General features: G+C 70.2%; 1 protein-coding gene. It reads right to left on the reverse strand.

Annotated features, from left to right (window positions below; translation table 11 throughout):
• The coding region (locus tag ABD213_RS15040) for a DUF222 domain-containing protein (RefSeq protein WP_344330315.1) at positions 1 to 498 on the reverse strand (498 nt) is incomplete at its 3' end.
• Between the last annotated feature and the right edge of the window lie 193 nt (positions 499 to 691).

Raw genomic sequence — 691 nt, forward strand, 5'->3', positions numbered from 1 at the left:
GCCGCGTCGGTCGCGGGCCTGCTCGCGGCGGCGGACGGCGTGCTCGGGTTCGAGGCGCACGATCAGCCGGCGCAGCCACTGGCGTAGTTGGGTGGGGGTGTGGCTGGTGGCGTAGGTGGCGGCGCGTGCGTCGAGGATGGCGCGGGAGGACTCGTGGTGAAGGTCGGCGCTGGCGTGGGCGATGAGCCGGGCGCGGTAGGCGCACAGCCGTCCGTCGGCGTGCGCGGCGGCCACGGCCGGGAGGTGGTCGGCCAGCAGTCCGGCGACGTAGACGCGCGATTGGACGGCGTTGGTGGACATCTCCAGCGCGACGGCGATCTCGTCGCACGCGAGCTGGCCGGCGTCCTCGATGCCGGCTCGGGACTCACTGGCGGCGGCCGCGTCGTCACGACGGGCCCGGACGAACCGCAGCATCGCTGCCGAGGTGCGAGCGGCGGCGATGTTCTCGGCACGCGCGGCCTCGGCCACGGTGTCGAGGAGTGCATCGGTCGCCATCATGATTAGATCATAGTAGCGAATGCACTCCACGTCAAGGGGCCCAGCGGGTACGGCCGTTGTCCTTTCGCGGCTCTTCACAGATGACGGTGTAGCGGCTGGGGTGGGGGCAGTGACCGGGTAGACGTCGAGGTCTCCCGATGATGGAAGTTCTGACGCTCGCCATCTGGAAGACCTCGACTTGTCTCACGCTACC

Origin of the sequence: Aeromicrobium halocynthiae (assembly GCF_039531385.1) — a bacterium.
GTDB classification, from domain to species: domain Bacteria; phylum Actinomycetota; class Actinomycetes; order Propionibacteriales; family Nocardioidaceae; genus Aeromicrobium; species Aeromicrobium halocynthiae.